Here is a 20,558-nt window from a genome sequence, read left to right on the forward strand (position 1 = left end):
GAGAGAATGAGATGGATACGAATATTACTTGGCATACAGCATCTGTTTCAAAAGATGAGAGAAGAGTAAAAAGTGGGCATCATAGTTTTGTAGTTTGGTTTACTGGTCTATCAGCTTCAGGTAAATCTACGGTGGCGAACGCGGTTGCTCGTAAACTATTTGAAAAGAATATTGGAAACTATGTACTAGATGGGGATAATATACGCCACGGTTTAAATAAAGACTTAGGTTTTTCTGAAAGTGATCGTATGGAAAATATAAGACGGATTGGCGAAGTGGCGAAGTTATTTGTAGATCAAGGTACTGTTGTTCTTACAGCGTTTATTTCACCATTTCGAGTAGACCGAAAACAAGTTAGGGATTTATTAGCTGTAGATGAGTTTATAGAAGTGTTTGTAAAGTGTCCAATTGAAGAGTGTGAGAAGCGTGATCCGAAAGGGCTTTATAAAAAAGCAAGACAAGGTGATATTAAAGAATTTACTGGTGTTGATTCACCGTATGAGGAACCAGAACAAGCGGAATTAATTGTAGAAACGCACAAGTATTCTATTGAAGAATGTGCAGAACAAATCGTGAAGTACCTACAAGAGCGTAGTTTTATATAGGGGGATTTAAAAATGAGTTATGAAAAAGCATGGGCTAACAATGAAAAGTTAAATCAAACTGAGAAAAATAAATTAAAAAAAGATGGATTGGAAATTTTTAATGATATTCCTTACTATGCGGAGAATGGGTTTGAATCTATTCCGAAAGAAGAGTGGGACGCATTCAAATGGGCAGGGTTGTATTTACAAAGACCGAAAGAAGCTGGTTATTTTATGATGCGTGTAAATATTCCTTCAGGGATTATTACGAATGCACAGGCAGAAGTGCTTGCTTCTATCGCTGAGGATTATGGGCGTGACGTAATAGATATTACGACAAGACAGGCGATTCAGTTTCATTGGTTAGAAATTCATCAAATCCCAGATATTTTTAAAAGATTAGCGAGAGTTGGGTTATCTTCAGCTGGGGCTTGTGGTGATATAACGCGTAATATTACAGGGAATCCACTTGCTGGCATTGATGCAAATGAACTGTTTGATACAACTGGTATTGTGAAAGAGGTATATGACTATTTCCAACATAATGAAGAGTTTTCTAACTTACCACGTAAATTTAAAATGTCTATTAGTTCTAACATTTATAACTCAGCAAACGCAGAGATTAACTGTGTTGCATTTACACCTGCAACGAAAGAAATAGATGGTGAGAAAAAAGATGGTTTTCATATAAAAGTAGGTGGTGGATTATCAGCTCGTCCATATTTAGCTGATGAATTGAATGTATTCGTTTTACCAGAAGAAGTGAAGACGGTAGCAATTGCAATTGCTACGATATTCCGTGATTTTGGATATCGCGAAAAACGTCATTTAGCTCGTTTGAAATTTCTTGTTGCAGACTGGGGAGCAGAGAAATTTAAAGAGAAACTAATAGAGTATACAGGGCCTTTACAAAGTAAGGGAGAAAGTGCTCTCAAAGGATGGAATGCAGGATATTTCTATGGTGTTCAAGATCAAAAACAAGATGGACTAAAATATGTAGGTTTTAATGTGCCGGTAGGACGTTTACATGCAGAAGAAATGTTTGAGATTGCAAGAATCGCTAAGCATTATGGAAATGGGCAAATTCGTACATGTAACTCGCAAAACTTCATTATTCCGAATGTTCCGCCAGAAAATGTAACGGGCTTACTAAATGAGCCGTTGTTTGAAGCGATATCAGCAAGTCCGAAATCATTTATTGGTCATGCGGTTTCCTGCACTGGGATTGAGTATTGCAATCTTGCTTTAGTAGAAACGAAAGAAAGATTACGTCAAATTGCCGAATACTTAGATACACAAATTGCACTCGATGTTCCGGTACGCATTCATATGGTAGGATGCCCGAATTCATGTGGGCAACGTCAAATTGCTGACATTGGATTACAAGGGGTGAAAATGAAAACGAAGGAAAAAGGAATTGTTGAAGCATTTGAAATATATGTAGGTGGAACGTTGTTGGATGGCGGTGCTTACAATCAAAAGTTAAAAGGTAAAATAGATGGCGAGGATCTACCTGATGTACTTGCATCATTTATAGGTTATTTCAAAGAGAATAAATTACCAGCTGAAACGTTTTATGATTTTGTCGGTCGTGTTGGTGTAGAGACATTACAAATAGCGTTAAATATTGTTTTAGAAGAAGTAATAGCGTCTTAGGAGGGACAATATGGATTTATATCGATTTGAAGCTGTGTTAGTAAATAGTATTGTTCCGATTGTTGTTGTTGCTCAAAGTGAAGAACAGGCATTTAAGCTCGCGGAGATGGAGCTTGAAAAGCATTTTTTACCGCTGCCAGAAGTAAAGGAGATTTCCCTATTTGAAAAGAAGAAGATTCGAAAAGGTGCGGCATTTGTTATTCATGAGTAGGGAAAAGGTAATACGAAATAATGAAAACTTCCATTCGTATATAAGGATGGAAGTTTCACTTTAATAATAGAAATGAGGAGAGATGATGGGGAAGGTTTATATCGTTGGTGCAGGTCCTGGTGATCCAGATTTAATTACTGTGAAAGGGTTGAAATGTATTGAGAAGGCAGATGTTATTTTATACGACCGTCTCGTGAATAAAGAGTTGCTTTCCTATGCACAGCCTGAAGCGGATTTAATTTATTGCGGAAAACTACCAAATTATCACACGATGAAGCAAGAGACAATTAACACATTTCTTATTAAATATGCGAAAAAGGGAAAAGTTGTAACGAGGCTAAAGGGCGGGGATCCATTTGTATTTGGTAGAGGGGGAGAAGAAGCTGAAGCGTTAGCGAAGCAAGGTGTACCATTTGAAATCGTACCTGGTATTTCAGCTGGAATAGCTGCTCCTGCTTATGCTGGTATTCCAGTGACACATCGTGATGCAAGTGCAAGTTTTGCTATTGTGACAGGGCATAGGAAAGAAGATGCTGAAGAGGAAGTGAAGTGGGAAAATTTAGCGAAAGGTGTAGAGACTTTAGCTGTATATATGGGGGTTAGTAATTTACCCTACATATGTGAACAACTGATGAAGTATGGAAAAGATAAAAGTACGCCTGCTGCTATTATTGAGCGGGGAACGACATCTATGCAGCGCACAGTTGTTGGGACGTTAGGAACAATTGTAGATGTTGCAAAAAAAGAACAAATTCAAAATCCGAGCATGATTGTAATTGGAGAAGTGGTCCGTTTTAGAGAAAAGATTCATTGGTTTGAGAAACAGACAGAAAGTACGTATCAAGTAAGCGGAGTGTTATAAAATGAAAGCCATCTTATATATATGTCATGGAAGTCGTCTGAAAGCAGCTAAAGAAGAAGCGGTTGCATTTATTACGTCATGCATGAACCGTGTAGAAGCAAGTGTTCAAGAGGTTTGTTTTTTAGAGTTAGCGAGTCCAACTATTGATGAAGGGTTCCGTACATGTGTGAAGCGTGGTGCTACAGAGATTATTGTTATTCCAGTTTTTCTGTTAGCGGCAGGTCATGTAAAAAAAGATATCCCGTTTGAATTGAAAAAGTTAAATAATCAATTTTTGAATGTTAAAGTGACCTATGGTAATCCGTTTGGTGTATCAGAAACACTTGTTAAATCGGTGTATAGCGGAAGCGGTATCGAACAGGAAGATAAGAATGAAGTGACGCTACTTCTCGTTGCAAGAGGGAGTAGTGATCCTGAAGTATTAAAAGATATAAACTGGATCGCTTCTTTATTTCAAACGGAAGAGAAAATTAAAAAAGTAGAGGTTTGTTTTTTAGCGGCTGCTGAGCCGAAATTTGAGGAGAAGTTAAAGGAAGTTGTTGAACGAAAAGAAAAGAACATCGTTGTGCTGCCTTACTTGTTATTTACAGGTTTACTTATGAAACATATTGAAAAAGAAGTGTGCCAATATGAGGTGGATGAGATAAAAATAAGTCCGTATTTAGGAAAGAATGAAGCGTTTCAATATATGTTAATTCAGAAAACGAAGAAATTATTGAAGGGAGATCAATATGTATCCACTTACAGTGCGAGTTGAGAAGAAACGTGTTGTTGTCATTGGTGGAGGAAAAGTCGCTGGATTCAAAATTATTCCTTTACTAAAACAAGGTGCGGATATAGTTGTGGTAAGTCCTGAATTGGATGCGAATTTAGTGAAACTTGTGGAAGAAAAGAAAATTCGTTGGTATCAAAGGGAGTATGAAAAAAGTGATATTAAAGCTGCTTTTTTAGTTGTTGCAGCGAGTGGTGATGCTGTATTAAATGAACAAGTTGCTGAAGATAGCACAGAAAATCAATTAGTAAATGTTATTACGAACCCGGAAAGTGGAAATGTTCATTTTCCGGCGGCGATTCATCGTGGTTTGCTTAATATAGCAGTTTCTACTGGGGGGGCGAGCCCGAAGCTTGCAAAAAAAATTCGTGATGATATCGCAAATAAATATGATGAGGCGTATGAAGCGTATCTTGATTTTTTATACGAAGTTAGAATGAAAGTGAAAGAATTACAAATAGAGAAAAGGCAGAGAAATATATTGTTGCAAGAAGTATTAAAGTCGATATACGTTCAAAGTGAACAAAAAAGAGAACTGTTTTTACAAGAATTAGAGAGAAAAATTCATGTCGGCTAGTGAATGAATTGTACTTTACAAATATAAAAATATAATTTATAATCACAAGTAACTTCAATAGATGAAATCGATGAGCAAGAAGAGTATGTATATTTGATACGTTCAGAGAGCTGGGGTAAGGTGTGAGCCCGGTACGATAAAATATACGGAATGGGCTTGCGAGAGGTATGTTGAACATTGTAGTAGGCAACCCGGGTTCCGCCGTTAAAAGGATAGAGTATCGGAATTATTCCTGTACTTGAACAAGTGGGATTTATCAATCCAATTGAGGTGGTACCACGGTATTTATATTACATATATCGTCCTCTACATGCATATTTGCGTGTAGGGGACTTTTTTATTTTCTAAAGGAGGTGTGCGAGTATGAAATGAAAGTGTATAATTAGTAAAAGTTTAAATATTCAGAAAAGGAGAATTTATGATGAAAGAAACACAGCAATGGACGTCGAAAATAGGCTTTGTACTCGCAGCAGCCGGAGCCGCAGTAGGTCTTGGTGCAATATGGAAATTTCCGTATGTTGCAGGTAATGGTGGAGGAGGCGCATTCTTCCTTGTATTTTTACTATTAACTGTATTTATAGGTATGCCGCTTCTTTTAGCTGAATTTGTTATTGGACGTAGTACGCAAAAAGAGGCAGTTACAGCGTATAAAGTATTAGTGCCAAATAGCAAGTTGTATCCTTGGATTGGCCGCATGGGAGTTGTGACTTGTTTTAGTGTACTCTCGTTCTATAGTGTTGTAGGTGGATGGATCTTACTATACTTATACTATAGTGTTACAGGAAGTTTCTGGAATGGTGTTGCTGATTATGGACAATTGTTTGGTGAAACGATTTCAAATCCAGTAAGTGCGATTGGAGCGCAATTTCTCTTTATGCTTTGCACGATTTTTGTCGTAAGTAAAGGAGTAGAAAAAGGGATAGAGAAGGCAAGTAAGTACATGATGCCGCTATTATTTATTTTATTTATTGCGATCATTGTTCGTGCGTTAACACTTGATGGTGCTATGGCTGGGGTAGAATTCTTCTTAAAACCAGATTTTTCAAAACTGACAGCAGATACGATTTTATATGCGATGGGACAATCTTTCTTCTCACTAACAGTAGGTGCCTCAGTAATGGTCACGTATAGCTCGTATTTAAAGAAAGAAGAACATTTAGCTAAATCAGCAACATCTATTGTAAGCTTAACGATTTTTGTTACTGTACTGGCAGGATTAGCAATTTTCCCAGCGATTTTCGCATTAGGCGTTAAGCCGACTGAAGGGCCAGGACTACTGTTTATCGTCCTTCCAGCAGTATTTGCGAAAATACCATTGGGACAATTTTTCTTCATTATGTTTTTAGTTTTATTCTTTTTTGCGACTTTAACATCTGCGATTTCCATGCTTGAAATTGTAGTAGCATCTGTCGCGAAAGGCAATGAAAAAAAGCGTCCGTCAGCATCATTATTAATTGGTATTCTTATTTTTGCAGTTGGAATTCCATCAGCCTTATCGTTTGGCATTATGAGTGATGTGAAAATATTCGGGAAAACATTCTTTGACTTAGTCGACTTCTCGGTAAGTAACGTATTGTTGCCGCTAGGAGTACTGGCTATTTCATTGTTTGTACCAAATAAAATGAGTAAAGAGTTATTAATGAAAGAATTAGAAGTTACGGAAACGAAAGGGAAAACATTATTTAATATTTGGTTCTTCTTGCTTCGTTATGTTATTCCGGTAACTGTAATTATTGTATTTTTAAATGCGATAGGCGTATTTAAAATGTTTGCATAATAAAAAGACGGAGATTTCTCCGTCTTTTTATTATGTTGTAGGTGTATTTAATAAACGATTATATGCTTTATAGGCTGTGATGACTGCGAGAAATGAGCCGATTAAAAATAACGCGGAGCCGCCAAATGTAAATAGCCGGCCAATGTAAGTTTCTCTAGCTTCTTCTATTTCTTGTAGTAATTGTGTATTCATAGTCGATCACCCCGTAAACTATAGGCATTTAGTTATAGTCTATGTGGGAAGCCTATATTGTGTGAAGTGTAAATAAAAAACTCGGTATGCACCGAGTTTTTTATAATCCGATATAAGGAGATGGATCAACTGCGTTTGTCTTGCCGACATTCCATTCTCCAAGGTGAAGTTCAAAGTGTAAATGTTGTCCGTATGATTGACCAGTATTACCCATAAATCCAAGTTGAGTGCCTTGTTTTACAGTTTGTCCATTTGATACAGAACGGCTACTCATATGAGCATATACTGTCGTATATGTTTTTCCGTTTATACGGTGGGATAAGTACACAACGTTTCCGTAACTAGATGATAGTTCCGAGCGAATAACAACACCATCTGCAGCAGCGATAATTGGAACAGTTCCCGAAGCTGCGATATCGATTCCTTTATGATTATCTATAGAGCGCACGCCAAACCCAGAAGTTTTTGATCCAGCTGCTGGCTTAATAAAGCCGCCAATATTTGTATCGTGTGGTGTTGGGGCTGCTTGAACAGCTTGAGTTGTTTGGGCAGATGTAGCAGCTTGTTTCCGAGCTTCTTCAGCTTTGCGGGCTTCTTCAGCTTTACGAGCCTCTTCGGCACGTTTTTCTTCTTCAATTGCTTTTTGAACAGCTTGACGCTGATTTTCTAAAATACCTTTAGATTCTTCTAATCCTTCAATCTCTGAATCTACTTTTGCTACTTTCGTATGTAGATCGCTAATAAAGGTTTGCTGTTGCTGCTGATTTGTTTGCAACTCTTGTTGTTTTTGAACTAATTTCTGTTCAGCTTCTTTTAGTTGTTGCTCTTTTTTCTCGACAGCCTCTTTTTCTTTCGTCACAGCATTTTGGTCAGTTGTTTGTTTTTTCACAATATCAGTATCGTTGTTTAAAATTAAACTGACAGAATACATATTATCAACAAGATCAGCAATGTTTGTAGAATTTGTTAATACCTCTGTAATGATATTTGTACGAGGTTTTTCTTGCATAGATTGTAAACGTTGCTTAATAACTTCCTGACGTGTATCTATGTTTGTTTGTAATTGCTCTATATGTTTCTTTTTCTCAGTAATAACTTGTTGTGTTTTACTAATTTCTTTTTTTGTATCGTTTAATTCAGCTTCGTTTTTATTAATAGAAGTAGTTAAATCGTCGATTTTCTTTTGTAATTCTTGAATTTCCTTTTCTATTTGTTCTTTCTCGGCTGATTTATTTTGTAAGTCATTTTGTTTTCCTTCTAATTCAGATTGAATATTAGATAATTTATCTTGATTCGTTTCAGCGTATGCAGGTGAAAGTAACGGAGAAACAAAAATCGTTCCTGCTGCTAAAACACTGAACGCTGCAAATTTCTTTTTCATGGTTGTCTGGCTCCTTTCCCTATGAATGTTATATATCATAAGAAGAAGGGTGTCTATCATTGTAACCATAATGTAAAGAAAATTTTATAATTTTGCTAAGTTTTGTCGGAATTTATCATTTTTTAGCCTTAATTGTTATGTGTTTGCATTTTTTATGCGTGCCACAAAAATTTGGTTTTGATTAAATTTGTAAAATAAAGGTAAATGGAAGGCTGTTTTATATAATGAAAGGTTATTTAGGAAACCAATAAAACACTGGTGAGGAATCGTTCTCATGTGAGGTTTTCTGACATGGGTTTTGTTTTTGTCAAGAAAATTATTTGCATTCGGGCAAACTTATTTTGTTGTCAGATTTTAAATTTTGATTTATGATTTTTAACAGGGACAAAATGTAGTGAATTGTCGAATAATATGTAATACTCTTAATTTCAAGTTTTATAGAGATAGAATGAGATATAGAGTGACACATCGAAGAGGGGGTTACAACAAGTATGAAAAGAATAGGACTTGCATGGCAAATTTTAATAGGACTTGCCCTAGGTATCGCGGTTGGGGCAATTTTTTATGGCGATAGCACAGTTGTAGGGTACCTAAAACCAATTGGTGATATTTTTATCCGATTAATTAAAATGATCGTTGTGCCGATTGTTGTAGCAAGTATTGTTGTTGGGGTTGCTGGTGTTGGCGATGTTAAGAAGTTAGGCCGACTAGGCGGAAAAACAATTATTTACTTTGAAATTATTACAACACTTGCAATTGTTGTTGGTCTGTTAATAGCGAATATTTTCCAACCGGGAAAAGGCGTGAATATGGATCAATTAACAAAGACTGATATTTCTAAATATGCAGAAACAACATCTCAAGTACAAAGTCATTCGTTTGCAGATACATTTGTGAATATCGTTCCAACGAATATTATGAAATCATTGGTTGAGGGCGATATGCTTGCGATTATCTTCTTCTCTGTACTATTTGGTTTAGGAGTTGCGGCGATTGGTGAAAGAGGGAGACCGGTTCTTCAATTTTTCCAAGGTGTAGCAGATGCGATGTTTTACGTGACTAACCAAGTTATGAAATTTGCACCATTTGGTGTATTCGCATTAATTGGTGTAACAGTTTCGACGTTTGGCTTATCTTCATTAATTCCATTAGGGAAACTAGTCATAGTTGTATATGGTGCGATGATTTTCTTCGTTGTAGTCGTACTAGGACTTACAGCGAAACTATTTGGAATTAACATTTTCCAATTCTTTAAGATTTTAAAAGACGAGCTGATCTTAGCATACTCTACAGCGAGTTCAGAAACAGTTTTACCGAAAATTATGGAGAAGATGGAAAAATTCGGTTGCCCAAAAGCAATTACATCTTTCGTTATTCCGACAGGTTATTCATTTAACTTAGATGGATCAACTTTATATCAAGCAATTGCAGCAATTTTCTTAGCGCAAATGTACGGTATTGAATTATCCATTACACAACAAATTACATTATTACTTGTATTAATGGTTACATCAAAAGGTATTGCGGGTGTACCGGGCGTATCATTCGTTGTATTATTAGCAACACTTGGTACAGTAGGTATTCCAGCTGAAGGTTTAGCCTTCATCGCTGGTATTGACCGTATTTTAGATATGGCTCGTACAGCAGTTAACGTTGTAGGTAACTCTTTAGCAGCTGTAGTTATGTCTAAGTGGGAAGGTCAGTATGACGCTGAAAAAGGACAAGCTTATTTAGAGGAAATTTCCAATAAACAAGCAGCTTAAATTATAATTTGAACAAGCTCTCACATAATATGTGGGGGCTTTTCTATATAGAAGGGGAGCGGACGTAATGAAACGTAAATATGGTGACGGTTCTTCGTGGAAGCGACTAATAGAGAAAGATTATACGGTTAAGCAAATAGAAGAGGGAATGCTAGGAATACTGGAAATAAAAAAGGTTAGGGAACCTAGTTATAAAGAATATGATGGGAAAGAACTTTGTATTGCAGGGAATCAGTATACGTGGATTCAATATTTCATAAACGGGAAAAACTTTGCGATTACAGCCATGTTAGATGATCAGAAAAAATTAGTGCAATATTACATCGATGTGACGAAAGAATATAAAATAGACGACCGTGGTTTACCGTATTTTGATGATTTATATTTAGATGTAGTGTTATTACCGAACGGTAAGATGTATGTACTCGATGAAGATGAGCTAGAGGATGCTTATAAAAGTGCCGATGTTACAAAAGAAGAGTATGATTTAGCTTGGTGCACTACGAAATGGATAATAGCCGCAATAAACAATAGTGAATTTTATTGGATTTCAATATTGGAAGAAGAAATCAAAAAGTTAAAATGAGTATTGTATTCAAATTTTTGCATAATTACCAAAAAAATCTATACAAAAAATAATTGACTTTTGTTTTGTAAGCGAGTAAAGTTAGGGAAGAAATTATTATTAAAAAATAAATATGAAACCTTCTTATAAAGAGAGGCGGAGGGACTGGCCCTACGATGCCTCGGCAGCGGACTCGATTTCAGAGTGCTGTGCCAAATCCAGCAAGCATGTGCTTGAAAGATGAGAAGAGCGTTTCTTATAGATGTATAAGACCTCTTCTTGTTGGAAGAGGTCTTTTGTTGTTCAGTAGAAAAGGTTTAAAACTAGGGAGAGATGATACTTTGAAAGAAACGAGAGGAAATGGTTTAGCTTTATTACCGCTTGGAATATTTTTGGCACTATTTATTGGTTCTGGAATTATTACAGGTGATTTCTATAAATTGCCGATACTTATAGCGATTTCAATTGCTGTAGGAGTCGCTTTAGCAATGAATCGTAAAGAAAGCTTTAATGTAAAAGTGGAACGATTTGCTAAAGGTGCAGGGAATCCAGATATTATGATTATGGTTTTAATTTTTGTACTGGCAGGAGCGTTCTCTGAAACAGCAAAAGGGATGGGCGGCGTTGATTCTACAGTTAACTTAGCGTTATCAATTTTACCGCAAGGATTTATCGTAGCTGGAATTTTTGTTATAGGGGCATTTATTTCATTAGCGATGGGAACTTCAATGGGAACAATTGCTGCATTAGCACCAATTGCTGTAGGTATTAGTGGGCAAACTGATATCTCAATTGCACTTACGATGGCGACAGTTGTTGGCGGAGCGATGTTTGGTGATAATTTATCATTTATTTCAGATACAACAATCGCAGCTGTACGCTCGCAAGGAACAGAAATGAAAGATAAGTTTAAAACGAACTTTTTAATTGTATTACCGGCAGCTATTATTACAATTGTACTATTAGTAATCATTACTTTAGGAAGCGACACGCAGATTAAAGCGCATAGCTTTGACTGGATAAAGATTTTACCGTATGCAGGAGTACTTATTACAGCGCTACTGGGTTGGAATGTACTTATTGTGTTAACTGGTGGAACTGTACTATCCGGCGTTATCGGTCTTTTAGATGGTAGCTACACGTTAGAGAGTTTCTTTAAAAGTGTAACGACTGGAATGGGCGGTATGATGGAGTTAGTATTACTTGCTATTTTAATTGGTGGTATGGTCGAACTGATTCAATATAATGGTGGTATTCAATATTTAATGAATATTTTAACTCGTAACATTCGTTCAAAAAAAGGAGCGGAGTTCGGTATTGCTGGATTAGTGAGTATGACGAATATGTGTACAGCGAATAATACGATTTCTATTATCTTTACAGGTCCGCTTGCGAAAAACATTGCAGACCAATATGAAATTGATCCTCGTAAATCAGCGAGTGTATTAGATCTTTTCTCGTGTTGTGTGCAAGGATTAATTCCGTATGGTGCGCAAATGTTAACTGCAGCAGGATTTGCAGCGTTATCTCCGATTGAATTGTTACCATATGCGTTTTATCCGATTTTAGTTGGAGTATGCGGAATCATTTCTATATTAATTGGTTTCCCGAGGTTTTCTAAAGTAGCGGGAAAGAAAGAGTATCATAAAACAGCATAAGTAAAATGAAGTTTATGAAATAGTAACGAAAGCCGTACAGAGAATGTTCTCTGTACGGCTTTTTATGTGCGATAAAAGAGTGAATCATCCTATCCTACCGTATGTTTTTACAAAAGGCTGAATGCAACTCGGTCTTAAGTCTGAGTCGAAAACGGTTCTTAAGCTCGTTATGGAAAAATGAAAAAATAGTTAAGATAAGAGTATCAAATCGAAGGGAGGCAAGCACAAGATGAAACAATTTCTAGCGTTTATCGCGGCCGGTATTTTGGCTTTAATTGCTCTTGGTAGCCTTGCTGGTATTGTAGGATTCGCAATCGGAGCAGGAGTTGTGTACTGGAGCTATAAATCATTTGTGCGAGCACAATCATTTTTTGGAAAGTTAGCTTGGGGTATTGTTGGTTTAATCGGTTTATCCATTGCACTTTCGCACTCCCCAGCATTAATCGGTATCGCAGCATTAGTAGTTTTATACTACGGATACCGTGAGTGGAAAAAAGAAAAAAATGTAGTTGTTGATTCTGCATCAGAAAGTTCTAAACCATATAGCAACTTTGAAGATGAGTGGAACAAGTTAATGAAAAACTAATAAAAAACTAATAAAAATCAAATTTATAAAGTAGAAGAGAGGAAGATTATAATGAAACAAACTTTATTCGGACGTGTACGCGATGCAATTTTAGCAGATTTTCATAATGTGTTAGATGAGAAAGAAAGAAAAAATCCAATAGCGATGTTAAATCAATATTTACGCGATAGTGAGCGTGAAATAACAAAAATTGAGAAGTTAATTGAGCGCCATAAAACATTAAAATCAAATTTTGCTCGTGAGCTTGAGCAAGCACGTTATTTCGTTAATAAAAGATCAAAGCAAGCTATCATTGCTCAAGAAGCAGGCGAATTACAACTACATGAGCGTGCGTTAGAAGAAGTAGCGTATTATGAAGGGCAAGTAACTCGATTAGAAGAAATGTATGCAGGTGTTGTAGAGCAAATTGATGAGTTGGAGCGTCGTCTTTCTGAGATGAAAAATAAATTAAAAGAAATGCACGCGAAACGTATGGAATTAATGGCACGTGAAAATATGGCACATGCAAATCGTCGTATGAATACTGCTATGCATAAAATGGATGAGAATAATCCGTTCTTACGCTTTGAAGAAATTGAAGATCATATCCGCGACTTAGAAACTCGTATGAATGAGGAGCATGAACGTGACACATTTGATATGAAGATTGCAAAGCTTGAACGTGAAATGAAAGAAAAGAATGATGTATCGTTAACGAAAGAGTTAACAAAATAATAGTAGTATATTATAAAACAGGCTTATGATATAGTGATAGGAGAAAAGGTGTTGGAAAGCAATGCCTTTTCTTCTATGTATATGTAACAAGAAGGGGGGAGCTGAAATGAAGAAACAATTTTCAAAAACACAATTAATGGGGATGCTCCTCATCATATTTGGATTCGGTCTTTTTCTTGATATGATACTTGGACATTTTGAACCAGGTGGTCTCATTTTTGCATTTATTATGCTTATGTTCGGAAGGCATTATCGTAAAAAGAATCGTTACGTACGGGGAAATGTATTTTTATTTGTTGGTGGTATCGTATTTTTATTCTTCTTATTTTCATCAGCAGCATTTGTTCTTGTCGTATTTGCTTGTTTAGCTTTAATTGGTTATCAACTGATTCAACAAGGACATCAGCAAAAAGCAATGAAGGTTGAAATTAAAGAAAAAGGGATTATAGACGAAGAGAAGCAAATATATCGTACAGAACCATATTTAAAAAATATGTTTGTAGGGAATATACGAATGATGGATCATATTTATGAACTTGAGGATATTAATGTTCAATATGGTGCTTGTGATGTGGAAATAGATTTAACAACTGCTATGATCCCAGAAGGGGAGACAGTAATTGTTATTCGAGGTGTCGTTGGTAATATTCGTTTATATGTGCCATATGATATTGAACTGTCTTTAAATCATTCTGTTATTGTCGGACGTGTGCTCTTGCCAGGTCATGAAGAGACAGGGTTTAATCGCAATGTTACATTTAAAACAGAGCAGTATAAAGAGGCTCCTCGTCGTATTAAAATTATTTCTTCGCTTGTCGTAGGCGATACGGAAGTGAGGAAAGTATAATGAAAAAACAAAAAAATATTTCGTGGATGTATATTCGTTATTCTATGTTGTCCTCTGTTAGTATCGCACTTATTTGTACAATTGTATATGTATGGAAAAGCGAGCAACAAGTGTATGATTTATTATGGAAGGAATCCATCGCTTCTGTTCCAATTGGCTTGTTTATTATGACTACAAGTTTACTTATCGGGGGAATTGTAGGATATGCAATCGGTTACTATATAGAGCAGCGTATACAAGGATTAAATACTTTTCTATTTGAAGTAGAGCGAGGGAATTTTCCGAGCGATGTTTCATTTACTGCAGATGATGAGTTTCATGAAGTGGAACGAAAAGTAATCGTTCTGGCTCGTCGATTAGAGGAGCAAGCTGGACTCTTTCAAAAAGTAACGAATGAACGAGCTCATTGGAATGAAGAGATGAGACAAGAAGCGATTTCCCAGGAAAGGCATCGATTGGCGAGGGAGCTGCATGATTCTGTAAGTCAGCAGCTTTTTGCAATGTCGATGATGATGTCGGCTATTAATGAACAAGTAGCTGAAATTCCAGAAACGACGAAAAAGCAGTTGCAGCTCGTTGAAAATATGGTTGTAAATGCACAATCAGAAATGAGAGCATTGCTTCTTCATTTACGCCCAGTGCAGTTAGAAGGTAAGAAACTAACAGAGGGTATAGAAGAATTATTAACAGAACTGTCTAGAAAGCAACATATGAAAATTGAATGGTTAATTGAACCAATTCAATTAAAAAAAGGTGTAGAAGATCACTTATTCCGTATTGTACAAGAGGCGCTGTCTAATACTTTACGGCATGCGAAGGCAAAGAAAACGGAAGTACGTCTACGCAAAATTGAGCAATATGCAATATTGAAAATTATAGATGATGGTGTCGGTTTTAAAGTAGGGGTTAATAAAGCTGGTTCGTACGGATTAAGATCAATGCAAGAGCGAGTTCATGAAATTGGTGGTACATTAAAAGTGCTTAGTTTTCCAAATAAAGGTACACAAATAGAAGTGAAAGTACCGATTATAATTGAGAGAGGGGGAGAGTCATGATAAAAGTATTACTAGTTGATGATCATGAAATGGTTCGAATGGGTGTATCGGCATATTTATCAACGCAGCCAGATATTGAAGTAGTTGGAGAAGCTGAAAATGGAAGAAAAGGTTCAGAGTTAGCTTTGCAATTAAGACCAGATATTATTTTGATGGACCTTGTCATGGATGAAATGGATGGGGTTGAAGCAACACGTGCAATTATTCAGGAATGGCCAGAAGCGAAAATTGTAGTTGTAACGAGCTTTTTAGATGATGAGAAATTGTATCCTGTTATTGAGGCGGGAGCGACAAGTTATTTATTAAAAACATCAAGAGCGAGTGATATAGCAGACGCTGTACGAGCTACTTATGATGGAGAAACGGTATTAGAGCCAAAAGTTACTGGTAAAATGATGTCTCGTATGCGTCAGAAGAAAGAACAACCTTTGCATGAGGAGTTAACAGATAGAGAGTCTGAAATTTTGTTATTAATTGCAGAGGGGAAAAGTAATCAAGAGATTGCGGATGAATTATTTATTGCCCTCAAAACAGTAAAGACACATGTGAGTAATATATTAAATAAGCTAAATGTAAGTGACCGGACACAGGCGGTTATTTATGCGTTTAGACACCAATTGACGAAATGATAAAGTGAAACTTTAATCAGTGGGGGGTTATCCCACTGATTATTAGTTTGCACCAATTGGGATTCCAAATCTTTTTATTGACGCCAATAAATGTAAGCGTTATCATTGAGTTGTTAACAGTACATACAAAGGGGAGAGAGTGTATGTTAGTTCAAACGATATTTGGCATGGATAAGTCTAAAAAATTAGGGGATTATGTGAACGCATTACAAGCGCTTTGTGAACAATATGATGTTGAAACAGATAAAATTGCAATTGTCGAGGCGACAGAAGAGTACTATTTATTTTTAGTGAAACAAGAAGATTGCTATGATGTTGTCAAAGTAGAAACAGTGGATACAAATATCGACTATTATACGAAAGTGTATAAAATAAGCAGTTTTAATCATACTGCTTATCAAATGTAAAAAAACTCCCTTTCGGGAGTTTTTTTAGGATGCTTTTACTTCATGAGATTCGGTTAGTAAGGGCACTTTTTTCGCACCGCTTAGCTTAGCGATTATAAGGCCGATAAGCGCTCCGGCTAATGCTGGTATTAACCAGCCTATTCCTTCCGTATATAAAGGGATGAATTCAAAATATGGTGTGATAAATGAAACTGAAATACCACCTTGTTTTAATCCATCAAATATGCTTACGATTGCTGCTCCAATTAAAGCACCTATATAAACAGAGCGATATCCACCGAAATATTTATGCAGTAACGATAGTAGAACGAGTACAATTGCAATTGGATATACAACAAGTAAAATTGGAACAGAGATGGCAATAATTTTTGTTAAACCTAAGTTGGCAACTAATAATCCTAATGCACAAATGATGCTAGCGAACGTTTTGTATGAAAGTGTAGTCAATAATGTTGAGAAATATTGACTACATGCAGATACAAGTCCAACACATGTCGTTAAACAAGCGAGTGTAACGATTAGAGATAATAGAAGCAAACCGTATGGACCGAATAATTGCTGTACGATAACAGTAAGTAATTGTCCGCCATTTTTTGCATATCCGAGAGAGACACTAGTTGCACCAAGCCAGCCAAGTGCACCATATACAAGTACGAGACCAGTAGCGGCAATAAGTCCTGCTTTCGCTGTTGCGATGGCAATGGATTTACGATCCTTCACACCTTTAGAGCGAATGGCATTTACAACGATAATTCCAAATGCAAGCGCAGAAATGGTATCCATCGTTAAGTATCCTTCCATAAAGCCTTTGAAGATTGGAGAAGTTTGATACTCTTGCATTGCGGGTCCTGATTGCCCGAGTGGTGTAAATACACTTTTAACAAATAATAAGAAAATAGAGAGTAATAAAATAGGTGTTAATATATTTCCGATGCGATCGACAAGTTTAGATGGATTTAAACTAAGCCAAAATACGATAGCGAAGAAGATGACCGTGTATAAAAAGAGTGCTAGGTTACTAGAGCGAATTGTTTCTGGTAAGAAAGAACTAACACCCATTTCATAAGCGACATTTGCAACGCGTGGAATTCCCATAGAAGGACCGATTGCGATGTATACAACTACAGTAAAGAAAATTCCGAATAATGGGTGGACATGACTTGCGAGTTGTTGCATACCGTTTCCTGATAAAGAAATTGCAATAACAGTTAATAATGGTAAACCGACTCCTGTTAGTAAAAATCCAATCATTGCCGGCCAAAAGTTTTCACCTGCATTTTGTCCAAGCATGGGAGGGAAAATTAAATTACCTGCCCCAAAAAATAAAGAAAATAGCATAAGACCCGTGAAAAAAATATGTTTTTTTGATACAGTGTTCATTGTTTTTCCTCCTTTTTTAAAATTCATTTGTAAGAACACAAAAAACTCGTCCCTAAAGAAAGGGACGAGTTATATTTACCCGCGATACCACCCTAATTTATACATGTAGAAACGAGTCTATATGTATACGGCTTTACAACGTACAACATGATACGTGTTCCTTGTAACGGGGGACAGCCGGTAAGAACTTACTGTAACATTCGGTTCTACTTCTCGGAGATGATTTTCCGCTACGCACTGAACGTTGGCTTTCAGCAAATCGCCAACTCTCTGGGGGACAGTCCTATAACGTACTCGTTCTCGTCAATGAATTTTTATTCAAGTATTCTGACAGTATTGTTGCATGTTTTTTTTTGAAAGTCAATATTTTTTTTGGAAGATATATTTATATGCAGAAATATCGAATGTGATATTCGTTGTAGTAAAAGGAATGGTGAATTGTAAAAAGGGAGTAAAATTTTGTAGAGAATTGTAAAGTTTATAGAGAAAGTTGATATTTACAGGAGTAAAGAAGGTATTGTTTGAATTTACAGAGAATAATACATCAATCCACTTGCTGGAAAGAACAAACCAAAAGAGGTGACTGAAATGCTTGCGATGGGAGTATTATTTGGCATTATTGCTATAATTGGTTTTATGTGGTTATATTATTCGCGTTCGTTTAAACAAGCAGAAGTTTTACTCTTTCAAAAAGGTAGTTTGTTGACAAATCAGTCTAGATATTTAGTATGTCCGAAGTGTGGAAGTGCACAGGCCAGAAGTGGAGGGTATCAAGAGTGTTGCAAAAGTAGATTATGAAAGAAGGAAGCCTCACATTATTTTGTGAGGCTTCCTTCCTTACAATTTCATGGCACTCCAAATTGTCCACCGATCTCTTTCAATTATAGGAGAGGTGTTTTGTAATGCGATCTGGACCTGTTGTAGAAGTTGAGAAAGTTCATGATCTGTTAATTCGTAAAGAATGGATCGACCTGTTCGAGGTGATAAATCTTGTAGCAATGCCTCTACAGAATCATGTATTTTTCGTACTTCCCATTGTGTTTGAGTAGGGAACACGTGAAGAAAATATTTTTGTAATTCTTGTTGTATCGTGGTGGTTTTTGGACGTCTTTTTGATTCAATTTCAATAAGTTTTGGAAAGATAGAGAAAAAATATCCACGAATGTGTTCGGGGCTTCCAGGAATTATGCAATCTTCAATAGTTCGATCTTGTACAATGAGTACACCGTTTTTCTTTAATATACGAGAAGCTTCACGTAGAAATGTAGGAATGTCTTGTAAATGATGAATAACTGCGCGCGAAATAACAATGTCGAATGTATCATTAGGATATGGGACGCTATGTGCATCACCGTGAATGAAAGAAATGTTTGGAAAATCGCTACAATTTTCTTTTGCGGCCTGTAATATTTCTTTTGAAAAATCAAGCCCAACAACACTTTTTGCTCCCAAAAGGGCAAGTTCTTTCGTATAAATACCGCCACCACAGCCGATATCGATTATTTGCTTGTTTTGTATATTTGTAATACTCTTTATCATTTCGTCCCAAGAAATATGGGCGTTTCGCTGTGCGTATGTGTATTTATTATTTGCATCGTGAAAATTAATGGACATGAAAAAGACCTCCTTTCAATGCTTAGTATAGCGTATTTTATAGTGTTTCACGTTTTTGTTTTTTGTATGAAGATTATAAGGATTTCTTATTGTAAAAGGGAGGATTAAATTGAAAAGGAAATATGTATTATTATTGTTGTTGTTTGCTATGCTACTAGCATCTTGTAGTCAAGTTGAGCCAAAAAAAGAAACAAAAAAAGTAGAAGAGACGGTGAATGAAGTGAAAGAAACAATAGAGGTAACCGTTATACAAAAAAAACATAAAGAGAAAAAGTTACAGGAATCAGAAGCGAAGTTAGTAATAGATATTATAGATAAAGCGGAAAAACAAGACATAACAGGTAGTTTTGGTGAGCCGGAATATGAAATACAAATTAGTAGAGATGGAAAAAAAGAAACCTATTATGCATGGCTAAGAGGAGAAGATAGACGAGGATGGCTACAATATAAGAACGCTATGTACATGCTAAATAAAAAAGATACGGAAAAGCTTTTAGCTATATTTCCAAATGTTTCAGAACAAAAAGAAGATGAGATGCAGGCAGGTCCTTTAACGGAAGTCACAAAAAAAGATTTGCAGATTACCGCGTTTCATATTAAAGCAGGTGATCAACAAGTGAATTATACGGTACGATATACGATTTCACAATCACTATACAACAAGTTAGAGAAGGAACAAGAATATTATTTGCAAGTTATTTTCCCAGAAAAAGTTCAAAAATTAATTGGAGCAAAAGAGAGTGAAAAAATTTTAGGTGAAAAGGTAAAGGAAGGGTATAAACAGTATGAATTGCATGCTACTGTTCCGATAAAAGATGCTTCAGAATCACAATTAAAGTCATTAGAAACATATTATGAAAATTATGATTTGAAAATATTAAATAGTAAAAAAGAAAAAATAGGTGTTTTTCAAAATATCATTCAAATTGTTAAAGAGTATGGTGAAAAAATGAATTTACAAAGATAAAGTGACACTTTAATTAGCCCTGACGGATCAGGATGAATGTAATTTGTAAAGTTTATATGGCCTTTCCTAGGAAATGATAATAGAGAGGGGGAAAAACACCCCCTCTCTATTACTTTGCTTTTGCAGATGGCTCATTCATTGATTTTCGTGTAATAAGAAAAGAAATCATAAGAGCGGAAAGGATGATAAGAGCAATAAATACGTGATTGGGCAACAAATCTAATAATAATACGTAACTAACGGTATAAAAAATAAGAGTTGAAGCTAAAAACGATAGAGCACCTATTATGAGAGATTGCAAATTCATCTGTATACACCTCCTTTTATTTATATTTTTGGCTAAAAATGGATTAAATAAACG

The 20,558-nt window shown here is 36.0% G+C and carries 23 protein-coding genes, 1 riboswitch and 2 other annotated features; of the genes, 18 read left to right on the top strand and 5 right to left on the bottom strand.

Annotated features, from left to right (window positions below; genetic code table 11):
- Positions 1 to 11 precede the first annotated feature (11 nt).
- The 7 genes from cysC (at position 12) to KZZ19_RS07170 (ending at position 6,439) form a co-directional block, all read left to right on the top strand.
- The gene (cysC, locus tag KZZ19_RS07140; RefSeq protein ID WP_087979939.1) at positions 12 to 605 is read left to right on the top strand and encodes an adenylyl-sulfate kinase; all 594 of its coding nucleotides are present in this window, start codon (positions 12 to 14) and stop codon (positions 603 to 605) included.
- A 12-nt stretch (positions 606 to 617) separates the two neighbouring features.
- The gene (locus tag KZZ19_RS07145; RefSeq protein WP_237980000.1) at positions 618 to 2,240 is read left to right on the top strand and encodes a nitrite/sulfite reductase; all 1,623 of its coding nucleotides are present in this window, start codon (positions 618 to 620) and stop codon (positions 2,238 to 2,240) included.
- A gap of 10 nt (positions 2,241 to 2,250) precedes the next feature.
- Positions 2,251 to 2,451: a DUF3906 family protein gene (locus tag KZZ19_RS07150; protein ID WP_000366917.1), complete on the top strand. Its 201-nt coding sequence runs from the start codon at positions 2,251 to 2,253 to the stop codon at positions 2,449 to 2,451.
- Between the two features lie 85 nt (positions 2,452 to 2,536).
- Positions 2,537 to 3,313 (top strand): uroporphyrinogen-III C-methyltransferase, encoded by a 777-nt coding sequence (gene cobA / locus KZZ19_RS07155; RefSeq protein WP_088095714.1) that lies wholly within the window; start codon positions 2,537 to 2,539, stop codon positions 3,311 to 3,313.
- Position 3,314: 1 nt separating this feature from the next.
- Positions 3,315 to 4,070, top strand: coding sequence for a sirohydrochlorin chelatase (locus KZZ19_RS07160; RefSeq protein WP_237980001.1), 756 nt, complete (start codon positions 3,315 to 3,317; stop codon positions 4,068 to 4,070).
- A complete protein-coding gene (locus tag KZZ19_RS07165; RefSeq protein WP_237980002.1) occupies positions 4,045 to 4,662 on the top strand; it encodes an NAD(P)-binding protein in 618 nt (205 codons plus the stop codon). Before KZZ19_RS07160 ends, KZZ19_RS07165 begins: the two co-directional genes overlap by 26 nt.
- Positions 4,663 to 4,723: 61 nt before the next feature.
- Positions 4,724 to 4,972: a binding site (T-box leader), on the top strand.
- 111 nt (positions 4,973 to 5,083) lie between these two features.
- The gene (locus KZZ19_RS07170; protein WP_140392396.1) at positions 5,084 to 6,439 is read left to right on the top strand and encodes a sodium-dependent transporter; all 1,356 of its coding nucleotides are present in this window, start codon (positions 5,084 to 5,086) and stop codon (positions 6,437 to 6,439) included.
- A 30-nt stretch (positions 6,440 to 6,469) separates the two neighbouring features.
- Here KZZ19_RS07170 and KZZ19_RS07175 read toward each other — a convergent pair whose 3' ends face one another.
- Together KZZ19_RS07175 and KZZ19_RS07180 are read right to left on the bottom strand one after the other, a co-directional pair.
- A complete protein-coding gene (locus KZZ19_RS07175; protein ID WP_170930125.1) occupies positions 6,470 to 6,631 on the bottom strand; it encodes a hypothetical protein in 162 nt (53 codons plus the stop codon).
- Positions 6,632 to 6,731: 100 nt separating this feature from the next.
- Positions 6,732 to 8,012 carry a murein hydrolase activator EnvC family protein gene (locus KZZ19_RS07180; protein WP_098343117.1) on the bottom strand — a complete coding sequence of 427 codons (1,281 nt, stop codon included), beginning with the start codon at positions 8,010 to 8,012 and terminating at the stop codon, positions 6,732 to 6,734.
- A 491-nt stretch (positions 8,013 to 8,503) separates the two neighbouring features.
- On the opposite strand from KZZ19_RS07180, the gene gltP reads away from it, so the two are divergent.
- From gltP to KZZ19_RS07225, 9 genes are all read left to right on the top strand, one after another.
- Complete coding sequence (gene gltP / locus KZZ19_RS07185) at positions 8,504 to 9,775, top strand: glutamate/aspartate:proton symporter GltP (protein ID WP_088095719.1); 1,272 nt, start codon at positions 8,504 to 8,506, stop codon at positions 9,773 to 9,775.
- Positions 9,776 to 9,842: 67 nt separating this feature from the next.
- Positions 9,843 to 10,361, top strand: a complete 519-nt coding sequence (locus KZZ19_RS07190) for a DUF402 domain-containing protein (RefSeq protein ID WP_237980003.1) — start codon at positions 9,843 to 9,845, stop codon at positions 10,359 to 10,361.
- Positions 10,362 to 10,481: 120 nt separating this feature from the next.
- A riboswitch (SAM riboswitch) is annotated at positions 10,482 to 10,587 on the top strand.
- Between the two features lie 94 nt (positions 10,588 to 10,681).
- Positions 10,682 to 11,998 carry a Na+/H+ antiporter NhaC family protein gene (locus KZZ19_RS07195; RefSeq protein ID WP_237980018.1) on the top strand — a complete coding sequence of 439 codons (1,317 nt, stop codon included), beginning with the start codon at positions 10,682 to 10,684 and terminating at the stop codon, positions 11,996 to 11,998.
- A 229-nt stretch (positions 11,999 to 12,227) separates the two neighbouring features.
- Complete coding sequence (locus KZZ19_RS07200) at positions 12,228 to 12,584, top strand: flagellar basal body rod protein (protein ID WP_088095721.1); 357 nt, start codon at positions 12,228 to 12,230, stop codon at positions 12,582 to 12,584.
- Between the two features lie 51 nt (positions 12,585 to 12,635).
- Positions 12,636 to 13,298 carry a PspA/IM30 family protein gene (locus KZZ19_RS07205; protein WP_088095722.1) on the top strand — a complete coding sequence of 221 codons (663 nt, stop codon included), beginning with the start codon at positions 12,636 to 12,638 and terminating at the stop codon, positions 13,296 to 13,298.
- Between the two features lie 106 nt (positions 13,299 to 13,404).
- Positions 13,405 to 14,145 carry a cell wall-active antibiotics response protein LiaF gene (liaF, locus tag KZZ19_RS07210; RefSeq protein WP_088095723.1) on the top strand — a complete coding sequence of 247 codons (741 nt, stop codon included), beginning with the start codon at positions 13,405 to 13,407 and terminating at the stop codon, positions 14,143 to 14,145.
- On the top strand, positions 14,145 to 15,200 hold the full coding sequence (locus tag KZZ19_RS07215) for a sensor histidine kinase (protein ID WP_088095724.1): 1,056 nt from the start codon (positions 14,145 to 14,147) through the stop codon (positions 15,198 to 15,200). Before liaF ends, KZZ19_RS07215 begins: the two co-directional genes overlap by 1 nt.
- On the top strand, positions 15,197 to 15,829 hold the full coding sequence (locus KZZ19_RS07220) for a response regulator (protein ID WP_237980004.1): 633 nt from the start codon (positions 15,197 to 15,199) through the stop codon (positions 15,827 to 15,829). Before KZZ19_RS07215 ends, KZZ19_RS07220 begins: the two co-directional genes overlap by 4 nt.
- A gap of 68 nt (positions 15,830 to 15,897) precedes the next feature.
- On the top strand, positions 15,898 to 16,236 hold the full coding sequence (locus tag KZZ19_RS07225) for a DUF3922 domain-containing protein (RefSeq protein WP_237980019.1): 339 nt from the start codon (positions 15,898 to 15,900) through the stop codon (positions 16,234 to 16,236).
- A 24-nt stretch (positions 16,237 to 16,260) separates the two neighbouring features.
- Here the strand turns inward: KZZ19_RS07225 and brnQ3 are convergent, their stop codons facing one another.
- Positions 16,261 to 17,616 carry a branched-chain amino acid transport system II carrier protein BrnQ3 gene (brnQ3, locus tag KZZ19_RS07230; RefSeq protein ID WP_237980005.1) on the bottom strand — a complete coding sequence of 452 codons (1,356 nt, stop codon included), beginning with the start codon at positions 17,614 to 17,616 and terminating at the stop codon, positions 16,261 to 16,263.
- A gap of 57 nt (positions 17,617 to 17,673) precedes the next feature.
- Positions 17,674 to 17,932: a binding site (T-box leader), on the bottom strand.
- Positions 17,933 to 18,204: 272 nt separating this feature from the next.
- Here brnQ3 and KZZ19_RS07235 point away from each other — a divergent pair.
- Positions 18,205 to 18,414, top strand: a complete 210-nt coding sequence (locus KZZ19_RS07235) for a hypothetical protein (protein ID WP_088095727.1) — start codon at positions 18,205 to 18,207, stop codon at positions 18,412 to 18,414.
- Positions 18,415 to 18,453: 39 nt separating this feature from the next.
- On the opposite strand, the gene KZZ19_RS07240 is transcribed toward KZZ19_RS07235, so the two are convergent.
- Entirely contained in the window at positions 18,454 to 19,230 is a 777-nt protein-coding gene (locus KZZ19_RS07240; RefSeq protein WP_237980007.1) for a class I SAM-dependent methyltransferase, read from the bottom strand.
- Between the two features lie 109 nt (positions 19,231 to 19,339).
- On the opposite strand from KZZ19_RS07240, the gene KZZ19_RS07245 reads away from it, so the two are divergent.
- Positions 19,340 to 20,197, top strand: a complete 858-nt coding sequence (locus KZZ19_RS07245) for a hypothetical protein (RefSeq protein ID WP_237980009.1) — start codon at positions 19,340 to 19,342, stop codon at positions 20,195 to 20,197.
- A 109-nt stretch (positions 20,198 to 20,306) separates the two neighbouring features.
- Here the strand turns inward: KZZ19_RS07245 and KZZ19_RS07250 are convergent, their stop codons facing one another.
- Positions 20,307 to 20,504, bottom strand: coding sequence for a hypothetical protein (locus KZZ19_RS07250; RefSeq protein WP_001053353.1), 198 nt, complete (start codon positions 20,502 to 20,504; stop codon positions 20,307 to 20,309).
- Positions 20,505 to 20,558: the final 54 nt, after the last annotated feature.

Origin of the sequence: Bacillus thuringiensis (assembly GCF_022095615.2) — a bacterium.
GTDB lineage: Bacteria > Bacillota > Bacilli > Bacillales > Bacillaceae_G > Bacillus_A > Bacillus_A cereus_AG.